This is a genomic window from Klebsiella sp. M041, assembly GCF_059759695.1.
The window spans coordinates 33,992-49,391 of the sequence record NZ_JCAXWU010000003.1 but is presented as its reverse complement, the minus strand read 5'-3'; the positions used below and the strand labels follow the sequence as shown (position 1 = coordinate 49,391).

Genomic DNA, 15,400 nt, shown 5'->3' with positions numbered 1-15,400 from the left:
CGCGGAACCGGCGGCTTGTCGGTTTTCCCTTAATCCGATGACGAAATTAGCACAGTCGACAAAAGTGTGAGCCAGCCGTTATCCCTGCAGCGTCAGGCGAAAATCGCGCGGCGTCGAGCCGGTCATCGCTTTGAACTGGCGGCTGAAGGCGCTGTGATCGGTATAGCCGCACTGCAAGGCGATATCGGTAATCGGCGTGTCGCCGGCCAGCAATTCGGTGGCTTTTTCCAGACGCACTTTGTGGATCATCTGCCGCGGCGTGAGATGGAAGATCCGTTTGCAGTAGCGCTCGATCTGCGCAATCGACATCCCGCTCAAGGCGGTCAGCTCTTCCATGGCGATCGGCCGGTAATAGTGGCGGCGGATATGATCGTCGACGATCGCCAGCCGCTGCCACGCCGGATGGCGGGCGTGGGCCTCCTGCAGATCGTGAGAGATCCCGGCCATGCCGATCACCTGTCCGCTGACATCGCGCAGCGCCAGCTTCTGCGTCAGGCACCAGCCGCGTTCCCGGCCATTGTAGAGATGCATTTCCAGCTGGTCGCGCAGGGTCACGCCCTCCCGCAATACCCGAAGATCCTGTTCGGTGTAACCCTGACCCAGCGCGGAAGGAAAGACGTCGGCGGAGGTTTTCCCCAGCAGCGAGGAGACGGTTTTGAAACCGCAGCGGCGGGCCAGCGTCAGATTCGCCAGCAGATAACGCGCTTCGCTGTCTTTGATAAAAAAGACCACGTTGGGGATGGCATTGAGCAGGGGGGCGATCAGCGCCAGGGCATTGAGCAGCGCCGCCATATTCTCCGGCCGCTGGCGCGCCAGCCCTTCGCAGATCTGGCTCAGCTCATCGACCGCCAGCTCCGGTTGATTAACAGCGCGCGGCGGCGCCGCTTCAGACACACCGATCATAGGGCTTCCTCATGGTAAGTGACCGAAGGATATTTATTCACTTCCTGTTAACACCTCAAGCGGCAACCGCCGGTTTTGCGATCCTGGATCCGCTTTACGCCTTCCCCTGGTTTATCCACTGGCACAATCGCCACTTTCGGTTTACCACGCCATTAACAGAATGATTAATAAGAAATAATTATGCACCAAATGAACATCCCCCCGGCGCTATTATGCCGATTTCGTCATTATCTCTGCCGAAAGCGTTCAAGCCGCCCGTCACGGGTTGCGCCAGCATGATGAAACATATTGTTAACTTCCGGAGAGCAGAATGACCGCGCCACGCCCCCCTATTACGCTGAGAGCCATTGATTCACACACCGGCGGCGAACCCACCCGCCTGATCGTTGACGGCTTCCCCGACCTCGGCGGCGGCGGCATGGCGGAGCGTCGCGACCGTTTCGCCCGTGACTTCGATCGCTGGCGTCAGGCGGTGATTCTCGAACCGCGCGGCAGCGATGTGCTGGTCGGCGCGCTGCTTTGCAAACCGGTCTCGGCGGCGGCCACCGCTGGCGTCATTTTCTTCAACAACGCCGGTTTTCTGAATATGTGCGGCCACGGCACCATCGGGCTTATCGCCTCGCTGGCGTGGCTTGGCCGTATCCAGCCAGGCGTTCATCTGATTGAAACCCCGGTCGGCGACGTAAGCGCCACGTTGCACGACGATGGCAGCGTATCGGTGCAAAACGTCCCGGCCCGCCGCTGGAAAAAGCAGGTCCGCGTGGAGACCGCGCGGGGTCCCGTCATCGGCGATATTGCCTGGGGCGGCAACTGGTTTTTCCTGATTAACGATCACCCGTTCGCCATTACCCCGGCGCACATTCCACAGCTCACCGACTACGCCTGGGCGGTGCGCGAGGGGCTGGAGGCCGCGGGGATCCGCGGCGACGACGGCGGCGTTATCGACCATATCGAGCTGTTCGCCGATGACGATGCCGCCGACAGCCGTAGCTTCGTACTCTGTCCAGGAAAGGCCTGGGATCGTTCGCCGTGCGGCACCGGCACCAGCGCCAAGCTGGCCTGCCTGGCGCAGGATGGCAAACTCCAGCCGGGAGCGATCTGGCGCCAGGCCAGCATCATCGGCAGCCAGTTTACCGCCAGCTACCAGCGCGCCGCCGCAGGCATCATTCCAACGATCCGCGGCGAAGCCTGGGTGTGCGGCGATAACCAGTTGATCCTCAACCCGGACGATCCCTTCTGCTGGGGGATCGCGCCGTGAAGCCGTGCGATGTCATCGTGATCGGCGCCGGGATCATCGGCGCCGCCTGCGCGTGGCAGCTGGCGAAGCGGGGGCAGAAAGTGACGCTTATCGATGACGGTCAACCCGGCGCCACGGCGGCGGGTATGGGCCATCTGGTGTGCATGGATGACGACCCCGCCGAACTGGCGCTGTCGGCGTGGTCGCTGGCGCGCTGGCGCGCCATCACCCCGCGGATGCCCGCCACTTGCGCCTGGCGCGGCTGCGGCACGCTGTGGCTGGCGGAAAGCGAAGAAGAGGTGGCCGTCGCGGGTGAAAAACAGCGGCGGCTGGCTGGCTATCAGATCCACAGCGAACTGCAGACCCCACAGCAGATCGCCGGGCGCGAGCCGCTGCTGCGCAGCGGGCTGGCCGGCGGGCTATGGGTACCCGGCGACAGCATCGTCTACGCGCCAAACGTCGCCCGCTGGCTGATGGCCGATGCCGGAGACCATCTCACCTGCCTGCACGACAGCGCGCAGGCGATTACCGAACCGCAGGTGCTGCTCGCCAGCGGCAAACGGCTACAGGCGCGGGCCATCGTGGTGGCCTGCGGCCTGGAGGCCAATACGCTATTGGCGGAAAACTGGCTGCGGCCCAGGAAGGGTCAGCTGGCAATTACCGATCGCTACGGGCCGCGGGTGCATCACCAGCTGGTTGAGCTGGGCTACGGCGCCAGCGCCCACGGCGGCGGTACCTCGGTAGCGTTTAACCTGCAGCCGCGGCCCACTGGCCAGCTGCTGATTGGCTCTTCGCGCCAGTTCGATAATCGCGAGCGCCAGCTGGATCTCCCCTTGCTGGGGCAGATGCTCGACCGCGCCCGCCATTTTGTGCCGGCGCTGGCGACGCTGAATATCATCCGCTGCTGGAGCGGCCTGCGCGCCGCCTCGCAGGATGGCAATCCGCTGATCGGCCCGCACCCCACGCGCCGCGGTGTATGGCTGGCGCTGGGCCATGAAGGACTGGGGGTCACCACCGCCCCGGCGACGGCTGAGCTGCTGGCGGCGCAGATCCTCGGCGAACGCTGCCCGCTGGCGCCTGAGGCCTGGCTCCCGGCCCGTCTGTACCATCAGGAGGCGATCGCATGAATAGCACGCTCAATATCACTGTCGATGGCGAAGCGCTGACGGTGCCGGAAGGTATCAGCGTGGCGGCAGCGCTGGCGTTGACCGGCGATCCCACCACCCGCCAAGCGGTTAATGGCGACCCCCGCGCGCCGTTTTGCGGCATGGGGGTCTGCCAGGAGTGCCGGATCACCGTCGACGGCCGGCGGGTGCTGGCCTGCCAGACCCTGTGCCGGGCCGGCATGCAAATAGAAAGGAGCCGCTATGTACACGCTGCGCTGTGACATTTTAATCCTCGGCGCCGGCCCCGCCGGCATGGCGGCAGCCCTCGCTGCCGCCGCCTGCGATAAACAGGTCATTATTCTCGACGATAACCCCGCCCCCGGAGGGCAAATCTGGCGCGCCGGCCCGCAGGCGACGCTGCCCGCCCTGGCCCGGCGCTACCGCGACGCCATCGCCGCGTCTGCCGTCATCCGGGTGGTGAACGGCGCGCGGCTGATTGCCCGCCCCTCCGCGCGCAGCGTGCTGTTTGAAACCGCCGACGGCGGTGGCGTGGTTTACTGGCAGAAACTGATCCTCTGCTGCGGCGCGCGCGAGCTGTCGCTGCCCTTTCCCGGCTGGACCTTACCCGGCGTGACCAGCGCGGGCGGCCTGCAGGCGCAGATCAAACATGGCCTGTCGCTGAAAGGCGAAAAAGTAGTGATTGCCGGCAGTGGCCCGCTGCTGCTGGCGGTGGCGGATACGGTGAACAAGGCCGGAGGTCAGGTAACGAATATCGTTGAGCAAGCACCGCTCCCGGCGCTGCTGCGCTTCGCCAGCGGGCTGTGGCGCTGGCCGCAGAAGCTGCGCCAGTTAGCGACGCTGGCCCCGAAAGGCTATCTTAGCGGCGCCCAGGCGATCCGCGCTCACGGTACAACGCGGCTGGAAGCCGTGACGCTGCGCCAGCGCGGCGTCGAGCGGACTGTCGCCTGCGATCGGCTGGCTATCGGCTACGGGCTGGTGCCCAATATCGAGACGGGGCTGCTGTTCGGTTGCGCCACGGCGCAGGAGGCGATCCAGGTTAACCGCTGGCAGCAGACCAGCCTCGCGGATATTTACGCCGCCGGGGAGTGCACCGGTTTCGGCGGGAGCGAGCTGGCGCTGGCGGAGGGCGAAATCGCCGGGTATGCCGCCGCCGGGGCCAGCCAGCAGGCCCAGGCGTTATTTGCCCGTCGCGCCCGCTGGCAGCGCTTCGCCACGGCCATCAACCGCACCTTCCGGCTGGCGGAGTCGTTGAAAAACGCGGCGACGCCGGAGAGCCTGCTGTGCCGTTGCGAAGATGTGCGCTGCGGCGATGTGGCAGCCGCCGACGACTGGCTACAGGCCAAGCTTACCCAGCGCTGCGGAATGGGCGCCTGTCAGGGGCGCACCTGCGCCGCCAGCGCCCGCTGGCTATATGGCTGGCCGCTGCCGCAGCCGAGAGAGCCGCTGTCTCCCGCCCGTGCGGAAACGCTTATTGCCCTCGCCAGGCTGAGCGCCGAGCCGTAACCGCTACTCTTCTTCATCACCGCGCCCGGCAGGGACGCCAAGCGCAATAAACTCCTCCAGCAGCGAGGTCAGTTGCTGCAGCTTTTCCGTAGTGAACTGAGCCTCCAGCAGGCGATAGGTTTCTTCCACCTCCGCCTGGGCGCTTTCGTACAGCGCGGTTCCGGCAGGCGTCAGCGAGACGTACAGCTTGCGCTGATCGTTAACCGGCTTCAGCCGCAGCACCAGTCCATCCCGCTCCATGCGCGTCAAAATCCCGGTCAGACTGGGGCGCAGAATACAGGCGCGAAAAGCCAGATCGTGAAAGTCCATCGACGGACGTTCGGCGAGGATACGCACGATCCGCCACTGCTGTTCGGTGAGATTGTGTCGTTTGACGATCGGTCGAAAGTAGGCCATCGCCGCTTCACGCGCCTGCAACAAGGCAATGGTTAATGAATCATGCATAGTATCCCCTCAACGGCCTCATCTAAAACTTATTAACAACTTAATAATTAGCTTTAATCCTGCCATGTACAACCGGTTTCTGCACCTGAAAAGTACCAGCCTTTCCCATAAAAATATTCAACCATTTGATTAATAACGAATAAGTTATTGAAGTGTAAATATTGTGTTAATCCGATCACAAAACATTCACTTCCAGTTGCTAAACCTCATCGCAAAGCATAAAAGATGATCATTAATATATTAACGAAATCCCTTTGAACCGAAATCAGTCCCAGAGGAGTGGTGAATGAAAGGTACCATCTTCGCCGTTGCGCTCAATCATCGCAGCCAGCTCGACGCCTGGCGCGAGGCGTTTCAACAGGCCCCCTACAAAACGCTGCCGAAAACCGCGGTCTGGTTTATCAAGCCGCGCAATACCGTGATTGGCGATGGCGAGGCGATCCCCCATCCGCAGGGCGAAACCGTGCAAAGCGGCGCCACCGTGGCGCTGATTGTCGGCAAAACCGCGCGCAAGGTGGCGGCGGAAGAGGCAGCGAACTATATCGCCGGCTACGCGCTGGCGAACGACGTCAGCCTGCCGGAAGAGAGTTTTTATCGCCCGGCGATCAAGGCCAAGTGCCGCGATGGTTTCTGCCCCGTCGGCGCGCTGTCGCCGGTGCGCAACGTCGATAACCTGACCATCATCACCGAAATCAACGGCCGCGAAGCGGACAGCTGGCATACCGGCGATCTGCAGCGTAACGCCGCGCAGCTGCTGAGCGCCTTGAGCGAGTTCGCCACCCTCAATCCCGGCGACGCGATCCTCATCGGTACGCCCCACTCCCGCGTTACGCTGCGTCCCGGCGATCGCGTACGCATTCTCGCCGAGGGCTTCCCGGCGCTGGAAAACCCGGTTGTCGCAGAAGGAGAGCTGGCATGAAACAGGCACGTATTGAATGGCAGGGACAGGTACGCGATGCGGTGGTCGATGAACGCGACCAGGTGCGCCTGGACGATGGCACGGTATTGAAAGAAGGTGAATTCCGCTGGCTGCCGCCCGCCGACGGCACGCTGTTCGCGCTGGGGCTGAACTACGCCGACCACGCCAGCGAGCTGGCGTTTAAGCCGCCAACCGAGCCGCTGGTGTTTATCAAAGCGCCAAACACCTTTACTGGCCACCAGCAGCAGTCGGTACGCCCGGATAACGTGGAATACATGCACTACGAAGCTGAACTGGTGGTGGTGATCGGTAAAACCGCCCGCCGCGTCAGCGAAGCCGAGGCCATGGACTATGTCGCCGGCTATACCGTCTGCAACGACTACGCGATCCGCGACTATCTGGAAAACTACTACCGGCCAAACCTGCGGGTGAAAAGCCGCGACACCCTGACGCCGATCGGCCCGTGGATCGTCGGCAAAGAGGCGATCCCGGATCCGCATAATCTGGCCCTGCGCACCTGGGTCAACGGCGAGCTGCGCCAGCAGGGCACCACCGCCGATCTGATCTTCAGCATCCCGTTTCTCATCGCTTACTTAAGCGAATTTATGACCCTGCAACCGGGCGACATGATCGCCACCGGCACGCCGAAAGGGCTGTCCGACGTGGTGCCAGGCGACGAGGTGATCGTTGAAGTCGAGGGCGTGGGCCGCCTGGTCAACCATATCATCAGCCAGCAAGCGTATGAGGAGACACTGTCATGAAAAAGATTAACCATTGGATCAACGGTAAAAACGTTGCCGGCGCAGACTATTTTCATACCACCAACCCGGCCACCGGCGAAGTGCTGGCGGAAGTCGCCGCCGGCGGTGAAGCCGAAGTCCATCAGGCGGTAGCGGCGGCGAAAGAGGCCTTCCCAAAGTGGGCTAACCTGCCGATGAAAGAGCGCGCGCGTCTGATGCGCCGCCTCGGGGATCTGATCGATCAGAACGTCCCGGAGATCGCGGCGATGGAAACCGCCGATACCGGTCTGCCTATCCACCAGACCAAAAACGTGCTGATCCCGCGCGCCTCCCACAATTTCGAGTTTTTCGCCGAAGTGTGCCAGCAGATGAACGGTAAGACCTATCCGGTCGACGACAAGATGCTGAACTACACCCTGGTGCAGCCGGTGGGCGTCTGCGCGCTGGTGTCGCCGTGGAACGTGCCGTTTATGACCGCCACCTGGAAGGTGGCGCCGTGCCTGGCCTTGGGGAATACCGCGGTGCTGAAGATGTCCGAGCTGTCGCCGCTGACCGCCGACCGTCTGGGCGAACTGGCGCTGGAAGCGGGTATTCCGGCGGGGGTACTGAACGTGGTGCAGGGCTACGGCGCGACGGCGGGCGATGCGCTGGTACGCCACCATGACGTGCGCGCGGTATCGTTTACCGGCGGTACCGCCACCGGGCGCAACATCATGAAAAATGCCGGGCTGAAAAAGTACTCAATGGAGCTGGGCGGCAAATCGCCGGTGCTGATTTTCGAAGACGCCGATATTGAGCGCGCCCTCGACGCCGCGCTGTTCACCATCTTCTCGATCAACGGCGAACGCTGCACCGCCGGCTCGCGCATTTTCATTCAGCAGAGCATCTACCCCGAGTTCGTTAAACGCTTCGCCGAGCGCGCTAACCGCCTGCGCGTCGGCGATCCAACCGACCCGAACACCCAGGTCGGCGCGCTGATTAGCCAGCAACATTGGGAGAAAGTCTCCGGCTATATCCGCCTCGGCATTGAAGAAGGGGCGACCCTGCTGGCCGGCGGCGCGGATAAACCGTCCGACCTGCCGGCGCATCTGAAAGCCGGCAATTTCCTGCGCCCGACGGTGCTGGCGGATGTCGACAACCGCATGCGCGTCGCGCAGGAAGAGATTTTTGGCCCGGTCGCCTGCCTGCTGCCGTTCAAAGACGAGGCGGAAGGGCTGCGCCTGGCGAACGATGTGGAATACGGCCTGGCGTCGTATATCTGGACCCAGGACGTCAGCAAAGTGCTGCGTCTGGCGCGCGGTATTGAAGCCGGGATGGTGTTCGTCAACACCCAGAACGTCCGCGACCTGCGTCAGCCGTTCGGCGGCGTGAAGGCCTCCGGCACCGGCCGCGAAGGCGGCGAGTACAGCTTTGAAGTGTTCGCCGAAATGAAAAACGTCTGCATCTCGATGGGCGACCATCCGATCCCGAAATGGGGAGTCTGATATGGGTAAGTTAGCGTTAGCAGCAAAAATCACTCACGTGCCGTCGATGTACCTGTCTGAGCTGCCGGGGAAAAACCACGGCTGCCGCCAGGGCGCTATCGACGGGCATAAAGAAATTGGCAAGCGCTGCCGGGAAATGGGCGTCGATACCATCATCGTGTTCGATACCCACTGGCTGGTCAACAGCGCCTACCACATCAACTGCGCCGACCATTTCCAGGGCGTCTACACCAGTAACGAACTGCCGCACTTTATTCGCGACATGACCTACGACTATGACGGCAACCCGGAGCTGGGTCAGCTCATCGCCGACGAGGCGGTGAAGCTCGGGGTGCGCGCCAAAGCGCACAATATTCCAAGCCTGAAGCTGGAGTACGGCACCCTGGTGCCGATGCGCTACATGAACAGCGATAAGCACTTCAAGGTGGTGTCCATTTCCGCCTTCTGTACCGTTCACGACTTTGCCGACAGCCGCAGGCTGGGCGAAGCGATCCTCAAAGCCATTGAGAAATATGACGGCACCGTAGCGGTGCTGGCCAGCGGCTCGCTGTCGCACCGCTTTATCGACGATCAGCGCGCCGAAGAGGGGATGAACAGCTACACCCGCGAGTTCGATCATCAGATGGATGAGCGGGTGGTGAAGCTGTGGCGCGAGGGCAAATTTAAAGAGTTCTGCACCATGCTGCCGGAGTACGCCAACTACTGCTACGGCGAAGGCAACATGCACGACACGGTGATGCTGCTTGGCCTGCTGGGCTGGGATAAATACGACGGCAAGGTGGAGTTTATCACCGAGCTGTTCGCCAGCTCCGGCACCGGCCAGGTTAACGCCGTGTTCCCGCTGCCGGCGCAGGCGTAAGGAGGCCCCATGCCGCATTTTATCGCCGAATGTACCGACAACATCCGCGAGCAGGCCGATCTGCCTGGGCTGTTCGCCAAAGTCAACGAGGCGCTGGCCGCTACCGGCATCTTTCCGATCGGCGGGATCCGCAGCCGTGCCCACTGGCTGGATACCTGGCAGATGGCCGACGGCAGGCAGGATTACGCCTTTGTCCATATGACGCTGAAGATCGGCTCCGGGCGCAGCCTGGAGAGCCGTCAGGACGTGGGAGATATGCTGTTCGCGCTGATCAAATCCCACTTCGCGGCGCTGATGGAGAGCCGCTACCTGGCGCTGTCGTTCGCCATGGAAGAGCTCGATCCGACGCTGAACTACAAACAGAACAACGTGCACGCCTTATTTAAATAACGTGCAAATTGCCCGGTGGCGCTGCGCTTACCGGGCCTACAGCGGCCATGAATTGTAGGCCGGATAAGCGAAGCGCCATCCGGCAATACAATGCCACAGGAATCACTATGCTCAATAAACAGACCCGAACCCTGATTGCCCAGCGGCTGAATCAGGCCGAAAAACAGCGTGAACAGATCCGCGCGATCTCGCTGGATTATCCGTCGATCACCATTGAGGACGCCTACGCCGTACAGCGCGAGTGGGTCGAGATGAAGATCGCCGAAGGCCGCGTACTCAAAGGCCACAAGATCGGCCTGACCTCGAAAGCCATGCAGGCCAGCTCGCAGATCAGCGAGCCGGACTACGGCGCACTGCTTGACGATATGTTCTTCCACGACGGCAGCGATATCCCCACCGACCGCTTTATCGTTCCGCGTATCGAAGTCGAGCTGGCGTTCGTGCTGGCCAAACCGCTGCGCGGCCCGAACTGCACTCTGTTTGATGTCTACAACGCCACCGACTACGTGATCCCGGCGCTGGAGCTGATTGACGCCCGCTGCCACAACATCGACCCGGAAACCCAGCGCCCGCGTAAAGTGTTCGACACCATTTCCGATAACGCCGCCAACGCCGGGGTGATCCTCGGCGGCCGCCCGATCAAGCCCGACGAGCTGGATCTGCGCTGGATCTCCGCCCTGCTGTATCGCAACGGCGTGATTGAGGAGACCGGCGTCGCCGCGGGGGTGCTCAATCACCCGGCCAACGGCGTGGCCTGGCTGGCCAACAAACTGGCGCCGTACGATGTCCAGCTCGAAGCCGGGCAAATCATCCTCGGCGGCTCCTTCACCCGTCCGGTCCCGGCGCGCAAGGGCGATACCTTCCACGTTGATTACGGCACCATGGGCGCCATCAGCTGCCGCTTTGTCTGAGGAGAGCAACATGAACAACGCTTTTAAAGCGGCGCTCAAGGCCGGGCGCCCGCAAATCGGCCTGTGGCTGGGGCTGTGCAGTAGCTACAGCGCAGAACTGCTGGCCGGGGCCGGCTTCGACTGGCTGTTGATCGACGGCGAACACGCGCCTAACAATGTGCAAACGGTGCTGACCCAGCTTCAGGCCATCGCCCCCTACCCCAGCCAGCCGGTGGTCCGCCCGTCGTGGAACGACCCGGTGCAGATCAAACAGCTGCTGGATATCGGCGCGCAAACCCTGCTGGTGCCCATGGTGCAGAACGCCGATGAAGCGCGGCTGGCGGTCAGAGCCACCCGCTACCCGCCCGCCGGCATTCGCGGCGTCGGCAGCGCGCTGGCCCGCGCCTCGCGCTGGAACCGGGTGCCGGATTATCTTCACCAGGCCAACGACGCGATGTGCGTCCTGGTACAGATTGAAACCCGCGAAGCGCTGAAAAATCTGCCGCAGATCCTCGATGTCGACGGGGTGGACGGCGTGTTTATCGGCCCGGCGGACCTCAGCGCCGATATGGGCCATGGCGGCAATCCGCAGCACCCGGAAGTGCAGGCTGCCATTGAACAGGCCATCCAGCAAATCCGTCAGGCCGGTAAGGCGCCGGGGATCCTGATGGCCAATGAAGCGCTGGCGAAGCGCTATCTCGAACTGGGCGCGCTGTTCGTCGCCGTCGGCGTCGATACCACCCTGCTGGCGCGCGGCGCAGAAGCGCTGGCGGCCCGTTTTACCCACACCGCAACGACCACAACCGATAACAATAAATCCGTCTATTGAACGGATAATGTGGAGCGCAACATGACTACCTCTACCCTGCAACACAATGATAATAAAGCCGTTGAAGTAGAAAACCGGGTGATCAAAAAGCTGTTCCGCCGCCTGATTACCTTCCTGTTTGTTCTCTTTGTTTTCTCATTTTTGGACCGCATTAATATCGGCTTCGCCGGCCTGACGATGGGCAAAGACCTCGGTCTGACCTCCACCATGTTCGGCCTGGCGGCGACGCTGTTCTACGTCACCTACGTACTGTGCGGGATCCCCAGCAATATCATGCTGGCGAAAGTCGGCGCGCGCCGTTGGATCGCCGGAATTATGGTGGTCTGGGGGATCGCCTCGACCTGCACCATGTTCGCCACCAGCCCGCATACGCTGTACATCCTGCGCATGCTGGTCGGCATCGCCGAGGCTGGTTTTCTACCGGGGATCCTCGTCTATCTGACCTGGTGGTTCCCGGCCTACCATCGCGCCCGCGCCAACGCCCTGTTTATGATCGCCATGCCGGTGACCATGATGCTCGGCTCGATACTTTCCGGCTATATTCTGGCGCTCGACGGCCTGTGGAACCTGAAGGGCTGGCAGTGGCTGTTTCTGCTGGAAGGCCTGCCGTCGGTGGTGCTCGGCGTCGTCACCTGGTTCTTCCTCAACGACACGCCGGATAAAGCCAACTGGCTCGATAGCGAAGAAAAACAGGCGCTGAAGGCGATGATCGATCGTGAACGGGAAAATGCGGCGGTCGTTCCGGCTTCGCCGCGTTCCACGCTGCGCGAAGTCCTGACGCCAGCGGTGCTGATGTATACCCTGGCCTACTTCTGCCTGACCAATACCCTGAGCGCCATAAATATCTGGACGCCGCAGATCCTGCAGAGCTTCAACACCGGCAGTAGCAACATCATGATTGGCCTGCTGGCGGCGATCCCGCAGTTCTGCACTATTTTCGGCATGATCTGGTGGAGCCGCCGCTCCGACCGGCGCAAAGAGCGCAAGATGCATACCATCCTGCCCTACCTGTTCGCCGCGGCGGGTTGGCTGCTGGCTTCGGCAACTCACCACAGCCTGATCCAGCTGATCGGCATTATTATGGCTTCGGTGGGATCCTTTACCGCGATGGCCATTTTCTGGACCACCCCGGATCGGGTGATCAGCCTGCAGTCGCGCGCGGTGGCGCTGGCGGTGATCAACGCCATCGGCAACGTCGGCTCTGCCGTCAGCCCGCTGTTGATCGGCATTTTGCGCGATACCACCGGCAGCTTTAGCTCCGGGCTGTGGTTTGTCGCCGGGCTGCTGATTGTCGGCGCGCTGGTGCTCACCCGCATTCCAATGAGCCAGCGTGAGGACGCCGCCGCCGCGCCGGGCTTAGCGGCGCAGAAAGGCCACTAAGGAGCGGGTATGTGCCAGCATTCCATCGCCAATATCGATATCAATAAAGATTACGACGAGAGCCTGGGCACCGAGGAGGTGCACTATCAGTCGTTTTCCCGCATGGCGGCCTTTTTTGGCCGCGACATGCAGGCGCATCGCCATGACCGCTATTTCCAAATGCACTATCTTGATACCGGGCAGATTGAGCTGCAGCTTGATGACCATCGCTATTCGGTGCAGGCGCCATTGTTTGTGTTAACGCCGCCCTCGGTGCCGCACGCCTTTATTACCGAGTCCGATAGCGATGGCCATGTGCTGACGGTGCACGAAGAACTCATCTGGCCGCTGCTGGAGGTGCTCTATCCCGGCACGCGGGAGACCTTCGGCCTGCCGGGGATCTGCCTGTCGCTGGCGGATAAACCCGACGAGCTGGCCGCGCTGGCCCACTACTGGCAGCTGATCCGCCGGGAATCCACTGCCCAGTTGCCGGGGCGCGAGCACACCCTGGCGCTGCTGGCGCAGGCGGTCTTTACCCTGCTATTGCGTAACGCAAAGCTCGACGATCACGCCGCCAGCGGCATGCGCGGCGAGCTGAAGCTTTTCCAGCGCTTTAACCAGATGATCGACAGCCACTACCATCAGCACTGGACGGTACCGGATTACGCCAGGGAGCTGCACCTGACCGAATCGCGGCTGACCGATATCTGTCGCCGCTTTGCCAACCGTTCGCCCAAACGGCTGATATTCGACCGCCAGCTGCGCGAGGCGAAGCGCCTGCTGCTGTTCTCCGATAGCGCCGTCAATGAGATAGCCTGGCAGCTGGGGTTTAAAGACCCCGCTTATTTTGCGCGCTTTTTTAGCCGCCAGGTCGGCTGCTCGCCCAGCAGCTACCGGGCGCAAAAAGTACCGGTATCGTAATTCCCCGCTGGCGCTGCGCCTGCCGGGCGATGGTCCACAGGTCGGTTCAGCGCCGCGCCAGCCGGCAAACGCTGCAGAGATCACAAAATTCACTCCCGCCTGAAAAGTACCCGTCGTTGTCGCAAACGTCCCTTCACGACAAGCGCAATAACCGCTTCAATTGAACAACAAAAACAAAACATATATTTAACATCATTTTCCGATAAATACTGAAGAGGCCCCTATGAAACCTGAAGATTTCCGCGCCGACGCGAAACGCCCGTTAACTGGCGAAGAGTATTTAAAAAACCTGCAGGATGGCCGCGAAATTTATATCTATGGCGAGCGCGTGAAGGATGTCACCACCCACCCGGCCTTCCGTAACGCCGCGGCCTCCGTCGCTCAACTGTACGATGCGCTGCACAAACCGGAGATGCAGGATTCCCTGTGCTGGGGCACCGATACCGGCAGCGGCGGCTACACCCACAAATTCTTCCGCGTGGCGAAAAGCGCCGACGATCTGCGCCAGCAGCGCGACGCCATCGCCGAGTGGTCGCGCTTAAGCTACGGCTGGATGGGCCGCACCCCGGACTATAAAGCCGCCTTCGGCTGCGCGCTGGGCGCCAACCCAGCGTTTTACGGCCAGTTCGAGCAGAACGCCCGCAACTGGTACACCCGCATTCAGGAAACCGGCCTGTACTTTAACCATGCGATCGTCAACCCGCCGATCGACCGCCACAAGCCGGCCGATGAAGTGAAGGACGTCTACATCAAGCTGGAAAAAGAGACCGATGCCGGGATCATCGTCAGCGGCGCGAAAGTGGTGGCCACCAACTCGGCGCTGACCCACTACAACATGATCGGCTTCGGCTCCGCGCAGGTGATGGGCGAAAACCCGGACTTCGCGCTGATGTTCGTCGCGCCGATGGACGCCGAAGGCGTCAAGCTGATCTCCCGCGCCTCCTATGAGATGGTCGCCGGCGCGACCGGCTCCCCGTACGACTATCCGCTCTCCAGCCGTTTCGACGAGAACGACGCGATTCTGGTAATGGATAAGGTGCTGATCCCATGGGAGAACGTGCTGATTTATCGCGACTTCGACCGCTGCCGCCGCTGGACCATGGAAGGGGGGTTCGCCCGCATGTACCCGCTGCAGGCCTGCGTACGTCTGGCGGTAAAACTGGACTTTATCACCGCCCTGCTGAAGCGCTCGCTGGAATGTACCGGCACCCTCGAGTTCCGCGGCGTGCAGGCCGACCTCGGCGAAGTGGTGGCATGGCGCAACATGTTCTGGGCGCTGAGCGATTCCATGTGCTCGGAAGCGACGCCGTGGGTCAACGGCGCATGGCTGCCGGATCACGCCGCGCTGCAGACCTATCGCGTGATGGCCCCGATGGCCTACGCCAAGATCAAGAACATCATCGAGCGCAACGTCACCAGCGGCCTGATTTATCTGCCGTCCAGCGCCCGCGATCTGAACAATCCGCAGATTGACCAGTATCTGGCGAAGTACGTGCGCGGCTCCAACGGTATGGATCACGTTGAACGTATCAAGATCCTCAAACTGATGTGGGACGCCATCGGCAGCGAATTCGGCGGCCGCCACGAGCTGTATGAAATCAACTACTCCGGTAGCCAGGATGAGATTCGCCTGCAGTGTCTGCGCCAGGCGCAGAGCTCCGGCAATATGGACAAGATGATGGCGATGGTCGACCGCTGCCTGTCCGAGTACGACCAGAACGGCTGGACGGTGCCGCATCTGCACAATAACGCTGATATCAACATGTTGGATAAGCTGCTGAAGTAATTCGCAGCG

The 15,400-nt window shown here is 61.8% G+C and carries 16 protein-coding genes; 14 read left to right on the top strand and 2 right to left on the bottom strand.

The genetic code is table 11. The annotated features are described in order from the left end of the window. Positions 1 to 78: 78 nt before the first annotated feature. Entirely contained in the window at positions 79 to 903 is an 825-nt protein-coding gene (locus tag AC6CWS_RS04110; RefSeq protein ID WP_065883247.1) for an AraC family transcriptional regulator, read from the bottom strand. A gap of 310 nt (positions 904 to 1,213) precedes the next feature. On the opposite strand from AC6CWS_RS04110, the gene AC6CWS_RS04105 reads away from it, so the two are divergent. Genes AC6CWS_RS04105 through AC6CWS_RS04090 form a run of 4 tightly spaced genes read left to right on the top strand, consistent with a single transcriptional unit; the run spans position 1,214 to position 4,770 of the window. Continuing rightward, on the top strand, positions 1,214 to 2,161 hold the full coding sequence (locus tag AC6CWS_RS04105; RefSeq protein ID WP_065883245.1) for a 4-hydroxyproline epimerase: 948 nt from the start codon (positions 1,214 to 1,216) through the stop codon (positions 2,159 to 2,161). Beyond that, on the top strand, positions 2,158 to 3,267 hold the full coding sequence (locus AC6CWS_RS04100) for an NAD(P)/FAD-dependent oxidoreductase (RefSeq protein WP_065883243.1): 1,110 nt from the start codon (positions 2,158 to 2,160) through the stop codon (positions 3,265 to 3,267). Before AC6CWS_RS04105 ends, AC6CWS_RS04100 begins: the two co-directional genes overlap by 4 nt. Then, complete coding sequence (locus tag AC6CWS_RS04095; RefSeq protein WP_032455020.1) at positions 3,264 to 3,527, top strand: (2Fe-2S)-binding protein; 264 nt, start codon at positions 3,264 to 3,266, stop codon at positions 3,525 to 3,527. Before AC6CWS_RS04100 ends, AC6CWS_RS04095 begins: the two co-directional genes overlap by 4 nt. Next, a complete protein-coding gene (locus tag AC6CWS_RS04090) occupies positions 3,508 to 4,770 on the top strand; it encodes an FAD-dependent oxidoreductase (RefSeq protein WP_074442667.1) in 1,263 nt (420 codons plus the stop codon). The genes AC6CWS_RS04095 and AC6CWS_RS04090 overlap by 20 nt, the downstream gene beginning before the upstream one ends. Before the next feature lie 3 nt (positions 4,771 to 4,773). Here the strand turns inward: AC6CWS_RS04090 and hpaR are convergent, their stop codons facing one another. After that, positions 4,774 to 5,214, bottom strand: a complete 441-nt coding sequence (gene hpaR / locus AC6CWS_RS04085; protein WP_002887503.1) for a homoprotocatechuate degradation operon regulator HpaR — start codon at positions 5,212 to 5,214, stop codon at positions 4,774 to 4,776. Between the two features lie 286 nt (positions 5,215 to 5,500). Here hpaR and AC6CWS_RS04080 point away from each other — a divergent pair, with 286 nt between their 5' ends. From AC6CWS_RS04080 to hpaB, 10 genes are all read left to right on the top strand, one after another. After that, the gene (locus tag AC6CWS_RS04080; protein WP_065883240.1) at positions 5,501 to 6,133 is read left to right on the top strand and encodes a fumarylacetoacetate hydrolase family protein; all 633 of its coding nucleotides are present in this window, start codon (positions 5,501 to 5,503) and stop codon (positions 6,131 to 6,133) included. Next, positions 6,130 to 6,894 (top strand): fumarylacetoacetate hydrolase family protein, encoded by a 765-nt coding sequence (locus AC6CWS_RS04075; protein ID WP_044525284.1) that lies wholly within the window; start codon positions 6,130 to 6,132, stop codon positions 6,892 to 6,894. Before AC6CWS_RS04080 ends, AC6CWS_RS04075 begins: the two co-directional genes overlap by 4 nt. Then, positions 6,891 to 8,357 carry a 5-carboxymethyl-2-hydroxymuconate semialdehyde dehydrogenase gene (gene hpaE / locus AC6CWS_RS04070; RefSeq protein WP_023291851.1) on the top strand — a complete coding sequence of 489 codons (1,467 nt, stop codon included), beginning with the start codon at positions 6,891 to 6,893 and terminating at the stop codon, positions 8,355 to 8,357. Before AC6CWS_RS04075 ends, hpaE begins: the two co-directional genes overlap by 4 nt. Position 8,358: 1 nt before the next feature. Further along, on the top strand, positions 8,359 to 9,216 hold the full coding sequence (gene hpaD, locus AC6CWS_RS04065) for a 3,4-dihydroxyphenylacetate 2,3-dioxygenase (protein WP_065883238.1): 858 nt from the start codon (positions 8,359 to 8,361) through the stop codon (positions 9,214 to 9,216). 9 nt (positions 9,217 to 9,225) lie between these two features. Beyond that, positions 9,226 to 9,606 (top strand): 5-carboxymethyl-2-hydroxymuconate Delta-isomerase, encoded by a 381-nt coding sequence (locus AC6CWS_RS04060; RefSeq protein WP_064158449.1) that lies wholly within the window; start codon positions 9,226 to 9,228, stop codon positions 9,604 to 9,606. A 107-nt stretch (positions 9,607 to 9,713) separates the two neighbouring features. Then, positions 9,714 to 10,517, top strand: a complete 804-nt coding sequence (gene hpaH, locus AC6CWS_RS04055; protein WP_065883236.1) for a 2-oxo-hept-4-ene-1,7-dioate hydratase — start codon at positions 9,714 to 9,716, stop codon at positions 10,515 to 10,517. Positions 10,518 to 10,527: 10 nt separating this feature from the next. Continuing rightward, entirely contained in the window at positions 10,528 to 11,325 is a 798-nt protein-coding gene (gene hpaI, locus AC6CWS_RS04050; RefSeq protein ID WP_044525283.1) for a 4-hydroxy-2-oxoheptanedioate aldolase, read from the top strand. Between the two features lie 21 nt (positions 11,326 to 11,346). Then, entirely contained in the window at positions 11,347 to 12,705 is a 1,359-nt protein-coding gene (gene hpaX / locus AC6CWS_RS04045) for a 4-hydroxyphenylacetate permease (RefSeq protein WP_023291848.1), read from the top strand. Positions 12,706 to 12,714: 9 nt separating this feature from the next. After that, positions 12,715 to 13,605, top strand: coding sequence for a 4-hydroxyphenylacetate catabolism regulatory protein HpaA (gene hpaA, locus AC6CWS_RS04040; RefSeq protein ID WP_023291847.1), 891 nt, complete (start codon positions 12,715 to 12,717; stop codon positions 13,603 to 13,605). Positions 13,606 to 13,828: 223 nt separating this feature from the next. Further along, positions 13,829 to 15,391, top strand: a complete 1,563-nt coding sequence (hpaB, locus tag AC6CWS_RS04035) for a 4-hydroxyphenylacetate 3-monooxygenase, oxygenase component (RefSeq protein WP_285197560.1) — start codon at positions 13,829 to 13,831, stop codon at positions 15,389 to 15,391. Positions 15,392 to 15,400: the final 9 nt, after the last annotated feature.

What these genes read in the sequence shown, in the direction of transcription:
- hpaR (WP_002887503.1), bottom strand. Translation starts at nt 5,214, where the DNA reads ATGCATGATTCATTAACCATTGCCTTGTTGCAGGCGCGTGAAGCGGCG.
- AC6CWS_RS04105 (WP_065883245.1), top strand. Translation starts at nt 1,214, where the DNA reads ATGACCGCGCCACGCCCCCCTATTACGCTGAGAGCCATTGATTCACAC.
- hpaD (WP_065883238.1), top strand. Translation starts at nt 8,359, where the DNA reads ATGGGTAAGTTAGCGTTAGCAGCAAAAATCACTCACGTGCCGTCGATG.
- hpaB (WP_285197560.1), top strand. Translation starts at nt 13,829, where the DNA reads ATGAAACCTGAAGATTTCCGCGCCGACGCGAAACGCCCGTTAACTGGC.
- AC6CWS_RS04060 (WP_064158449.1), top strand. Translation starts at nt 9,226, where the DNA reads ATGCCGCATTTTATCGCCGAATGTACCGACAACATCCGCGAGCAGGCC.
- hpaA (WP_023291847.1), top strand. Translation starts at nt 12,715, where the DNA reads ATGTGCCAGCATTCCATCGCCAATATCGATATCAATAAAGATTACGAC.
- hpaH (WP_065883236.1), top strand. Translation starts at nt 9,714, where the DNA reads ATGCTCAATAAACAGACCCGAACCCTGATTGCCCAGCGGCTGAATCAG.
- AC6CWS_RS04080 (WP_065883240.1), top strand. Translation starts at nt 5,501, where the DNA reads ATGAAAGGTACCATCTTCGCCGTTGCGCTCAATCATCGCAGCCAGCTC.
- AC6CWS_RS04090 (WP_074442667.1), top strand. Translation starts at nt 3,508, where the DNA reads ATGTACACGCTGCGCTGTGACATTTTAATCCTCGGCGCCGGCCCCGCC.
- AC6CWS_RS04075 (WP_044525284.1), top strand. Translation starts at nt 6,130, where the DNA reads ATGAAACAGGCACGTATTGAATGGCAGGGACAGGTACGCGATGCGGTG.
- AC6CWS_RS04110 (WP_065883247.1), bottom strand. Translation starts at nt 903, where the DNA reads ATGATCGGTGTGTCTGAAGCGGCGCCGCCGCGCGCTGTTAATCAACCG.
- hpaE (WP_023291851.1), top strand. Translation starts at nt 6,891, where the DNA reads ATGAAAAAGATTAACCATTGGATCAACGGTAAAAACGTTGCCGGCGCA.
- hpaX (WP_023291848.1), top strand. Translation starts at nt 11,347, where the DNA reads ATGACTACCTCTACCCTGCAACACAATGATAATAAAGCCGTTGAAGTA.
- AC6CWS_RS04095 (WP_032455020.1), top strand. Translation starts at nt 3,264, where the DNA reads ATGAATAGCACGCTCAATATCACTGTCGATGGCGAAGCGCTGACGGTG.
- hpaI (WP_044525283.1), top strand. Translation starts at nt 10,528, where the DNA reads ATGAACAACGCTTTTAAAGCGGCGCTCAAGGCCGGGCGCCCGCAAATC.